This window comes from Psychrobacter sp. AOP31-B2-9, assembly GCF_052378005.1.
GTDB lineage: Bacteria > Pseudomonadota > Gammaproteobacteria > Pseudomonadales > Moraxellaceae > Psychrobacter.
The window spans coordinates 1-5,107 of sequence record NZ_JBQSXG010000182.1; the positions used below are offsets into that span (position 1 = coordinate 1).

Sequence of the window (5,107 nt, forward strand, 5' to 3'; positions counted from 1 at the left end):
ATATAATGTATCAACGACACTTGTCAGTCACGTCTGTTCTACTGATACTATGACCGTCTGATAAACTGATGGTAGTGTATATTTATATCTATAAATAATGACTCAAGAGTATAAAACTCAGCCCTGGTTAGTTCATGTAGATAATCATCGATCGAGTTGAAGATATACCCTATTATTTTAACTTTTACTGTGCCGGCAGATAATACTATGGCAACACTTTCAAATGCCGAAAAACGGTTTCTCAAAGAGCTAGTAACATCGGTCAAACGCCCTCTTAACTTAGCTTGGCTGTTTACTATCATCAACACATTGCTGTTTGTCTACCAAGCCTGGTTACTTGCTAGCCTTTTTAGCACTTGGCTTAACAACTACTTTAATGAGTTACCACTCGCCACTAATGTCAATAACTATTGGCTTGCAGCGCTAACTGTCTGTTTTATACTACGCCCACTGCTCAACAGTGGACGCGAGCTCATTAGTAGTCGCGCCAGTTTCAAAGTACGCAGTGATCTTCGTGAGTCTTTATTGTCAATCATGGCAAAACTAGGGCCGAATCTACGCTATTTTGGTAGTGATGGTAGTTTATCTAGCCAAATTATTGACCAAACTGATGCGCTAGATGGTTTTATCCGCAGTTTTAGTGTGCAACGCAAGGTTGCTGCCAGTACGCCTATTATTCTATTAACTGCTGTCGCATGGCAAAGTTGGGTTGCCGCAGCTCTCCTGCTATTGACCGCACCCCTAGTGCCTATATTTATGATATTGATTGGCCATTTAACAGCCAGTAAAAGTGCGGATCAATTTACCGCGTTGGCTCAGCTTAGTGGTCGCTTTTTAGATTGGGTACGTGGTATGCCAACGTTAAAGCGCTTACAAGCCACTGAGATCGCAGGCCATGACTTAGCCATTAGTAGCGAAGATTATCGCCGCCGTACTATGGATGTACTGAAAATTGCCTTCTTAAACGGTGCTATCTTGGAGTTACTGGCCGCACTGAGTATTGCGCTAGTGGCCGTTTATCTTGGCTTTGGCTTGATTGGTATCTTGCCATGGGATAAAGGTCATGTACCAGTACCATACTTTGGCGCATTATTTATCTTGTTATTAGCACCTGAGTTTTATTTACCATTGCGCCAGTTAGGTGCTGACTACCATGCTAAAGCAGAAGCCGAAGGCGCTATACAAAGCTTGTTGCCTATTATTGAGGCGGCAAAACCAGTGAGCACGACTGATATAAATGGCAACAATCATCAGTTTGATCCTAATATAAATACTACTGGTTCAACGTCATTAGATGTCTACCAAGCTTTCGGTATAAAACTGTCAAACCTAAATATCCGTAGCCAAATAATCACCTCGACAAAGTTAGACAATCAACTGCCACCTGATTCTACATCAGATACTCAATCCAGCCGCCAACCTATTTATCGAACCCGTCTGGCACCCACTACTTTTGATATAAAAGCGGGCGAACGGGTCGCTTTGATTGGCGATAGTGGCAGTGGTAAATCAAGTCTGCTCCAAGCATTGATGGGCTTTGTGTCTTATGAAGGTGACATCACTTTCATGAATGCTAATAGCACGGAGCAAGTGCCTTATCACGACATTGACCCAGAGTTACTACGACAAAATATAGGTTATTTGGCACAGCAAGTGGCACTGATGCCATTAACGATTGCAGAGAATTTGCGCCTAGCCAATCCTGAAGCAACAGATCAAGATCTGATTAACGCGCTGGATGTGGTGGCCCTATGGCCGCTGATTCAACGTTTACCTGACGGTATCAACACTCAGCTTGGTGAGCGTGGACAGGGCTTATCGGGTGGTCAGCAGCAGCGCTTAGGCATCGCTCAACTACTACTGCGTGATGACAGTCTTTGGCTACTCGACGAACCAACCGAACATTTAGATCCCGATACTGCCCAACATATTCATGCCTTACTTGAAACGGTTAGTCGTAATAAAACGGTATTGTGGGTAACACATGCGCATGAACAACTAGATTGGCTAGACAATGTGATTCAACTATCACTACCATTATCGGCTAACCACCAAACTCTCGATGATAATGAACCACCTAATCAGTTAGGAGGCGCACAATGAGCCAGCGTATATCACCTAACCCGCATGAACATCAGATGACGGATAAGCATGTACCAGCTTTTCGATTGCGGGATATGTTCAAGCCGTCATTTGATTTATGGCTCATCTCATGGCTGCTAGGATTGATATTTGCCATTTCTATCATCGCCCTGCTGATGATATCAGGCTGGTTTATCACCAGTGCCGCTTTAGCAGGCATGCTGGCCGTTGGCTCACATGCTTTTAACTACATGGTGCCAGCAGGAATCATACGCATGCTAGCGATGGCTCGTACAGCCAGTCGCTATGGTGAGCTAATGGTCTCGCATCATGCAGTGTTTGATTTATTAAAAACTCTCAGATTAAGCTTCTTTAATCGCTTGGCAGCTAAACCTTTAGCAGAGCAACGACAAGCTCTACATTCCGCTCAATATATGCATCGACTGGTCAGCGACATCGACAAGCTTGATGAGTTCATACTTCGGGTTATTTCCCCATGGTTGATTAGCACCATAACGATGATACTGCTGGCTGTCTTCATCGGTTTTGTACTGCCTATCAGTACCCTATTAAAGCTGGTTATCTTTGCTCTACTAACACTAGCACTATTTCTACCCTTGTGCGCCAGCTACTTAGGGATAGCTCAAGCACAGCGGTTGGCTGAAGCATCTGAATCTCGCCGCCATAAACTGCTTGCGCCGTTAGCAATCATTACCCAACTACTTTTATGGCAACAATGGTATACACAAACCAAAGACTATACGGCTCAAGACAATGCCTTACAGAAGTTAGAGTGGCAGGCACAGAAACAGCGATCAGGTTATATTTTAGGTATTCAATGGCTCTTTTATTTAAGCATTTTAGCGGTGTTGTTTGCTGTTGCCACATCAGATACAAGTGCCTCCTTCAATGTACCATTAATATTAGCAGTGATACTTGGGCTACTTGGTATTCAAGAGATCGTTGTGCCTTTAGGTCAAAACTATCTATCACTAGGAAACAGTATTGCCGCCAAAAATCGTTTGAATGCTTTGCTAAAGCAACAGTCTGATAGTGCTAATATGACAAAAGACAAGGTAAGCAAAGTGGATGCCACAAACGAGCCTGCCGAAATAAACGTACCTCACCCTTCATTACCACTGCCTACTGATGTACTCACAGCAGAGCTGAAAAACGTCTATACAAAAATACCCAAAGCATTGGTGGGTGCTCAAAATGTCAGTGCTTCTATTCAATCGGGCACACCGTTGATCATTCGCGGCCCTTCAGGATGCGGAAAGTCCACACTACTACAAATGCTCGCGGGTGAACTACCAGCCTTATCAGGTGAGGTGACTTTAAACGGTAAAGCTTGGGATGATTACGATTGGAAAGATCAACTTGGTTACTTAGGCCAGCAGCTCGATATTTTTGATCAAAGTTTGGCAGCTAATTTACGTTTGGGAAAGGCAAATGCCTCTGATGCTGAATTGATTGCGGCTTTAGATAAAGTTGGGCTTTCATCGTGGTTACGAGCACAGCCACAAGGGCTTGCCACGCCACTCGGCGAATATGGTGCAGCTATTTCTGGTGGTCAGGCAAGACGTATCGCTTTGGCAAGACTGTTGCTCAAACCGCGGCGAGTATTATTGCTCGATGAGCCATTTGCCGGTCTTGATACAGATAATCGAGCACAGGTGTGGCAAAATGTGCGCGCACATCAAAAAAATGATTTATTAATTATCGTCAGCCACCATGAGTGGAACATGGGACACTGTAAATCATTAATACTAGAGGAAAGTGTATTTACCAGTGACCTTGCATCCACGTGAGTGTAAACATATTGATAATAAAAAAACCACTTAGACCTTACCTAAGTGGTTTTTTATTTCAAGAAGCCGCTGCTTTAAACCGCTAAATCATCTTTTTCGCCCAGCTCATATAAAGCTCCTGCACGACCAACGATGAGTGGATCGACATTACCCACCTGCTTTTTATCTTTATTTTCGTACGGCAGTTTATTGAGTACATAACGCATGGCATTTAGACGAGCACGTTTTTTACAGTCTGACTTAATCACAATCCATGGCGATTCAGCAGTATCTGTATTATAAAACATCGCTTCTTTAGCAAGTGTATAATCGTCCCATTTGTCGAGAGAGGCTTTATCAATCGGTGACAATTTCCATTGTTTTAAGGGATGCGCTTCACGTTGGGCAAATCGACGTCGCTGTTCATCACGACTGACTGAAAACCAAAACTTGATCAAATGAACGCCTGAATCAATCAAATATTTTTCAAAGTCAGGCACTTGTTTCATAAAAGACTCGTACTCTTTATCGGTACAGAACTCCATGACTCGCTCAACACCAGCTCGGTTATACCAAGAGCGGTCAAACAAAACCATCTCACCTTGAGTGGGTAAATGCTGAATATAGCGCTGAAAGTACCACTGTCCGAGCTCTTGTTCGGTTGGTTTTTCAAGTGCAATCACCTTAGCACCACGCGGATTAAGATGTTCCATAAAACGCTTAATCGTACCACCTTTACCTGCAGCATCACGACCCTCAAAGACGATGACTACTTTTTGTCCAGTATCTCGCACCCAATGCTGTAGCTTCAACAGCTCAACCTGCAAATGATATTTTTGCTTCTCATAGTTTTTACGTGATAATCGGTTTTTATATGGATAACCACCTTCACGCCAATTATCAGACAATTCATCATCTTTGATACTACCTGTCTTTACGTAGTTGGCAAGTGCGTGTTTAGCAAATATATCCTTAAGTTTCATCAAATCATCAGGAGAAACATCATGAATCAAGGCTTGTAAATGCTCAGAAATACTATCGATATTACCATCAGCCAAATCTTTCAGTAATACTTGATCAATGACTTCTTTGGTCTTTACGCGAGAGCCATCTTCTTTCTTTTTGGTTTCGTACTTCTCGATGCCTTTTTTATCAGTAATGTAAACATCATTTACTTTTTCAACCTTACTTGGCTTTTTTGTCATAACTTACCCTCCTCACAAAATTAATAAAAA

General features: G+C 42.8%; 3 protein-coding genes. 2 read left to right on the forward strand and 1 reads right to left on the reverse strand.

Annotated elements, in window-relative coordinates; translation table 11 throughout:
* The first annotated feature begins 207 nt into the window (after nt 1–207).
* Together cydD and ACT3SX_RS13820 are read left to right on the forward strand one after the other, a co-directional pair.
* A complete protein-coding gene (gene cydD / locus ACT3SX_RS13815; RefSeq protein ID WP_192518586.1) occupies nt 208–2,103 on the forward strand; it encodes a thiol reductant ABC exporter subunit CydD in 1,896 nt (631 codons plus the stop codon).
* On the forward strand, nt 2,100–3,893 hold the full coding sequence (locus ACT3SX_RS13820; protein WP_192518587.1) for an amino acid ABC transporter ATP-binding/permease protein: 1,794 nt from the start codon (nt 2,100–2,102) through the stop codon (nt 3,891–3,893). The genes cydD and ACT3SX_RS13820 overlap by 4 nt, the downstream gene beginning before the upstream one ends.
* 74 nt (nt 3,894–3,967) lie before the next feature.
* Here ACT3SX_RS13820 and ppk2 read toward each other — a convergent pair whose 3' ends face one another.
* A complete protein-coding gene (gene ppk2 / locus ACT3SX_RS13825) occupies nt 3,968–5,077 on the reverse strand; it encodes a polyphosphate kinase 2 (protein WP_192520998.1) in 1,110 nt (369 codons plus the stop codon).
* Nucleotides 5,078–5,107: the final 30 nt, after the last annotated feature.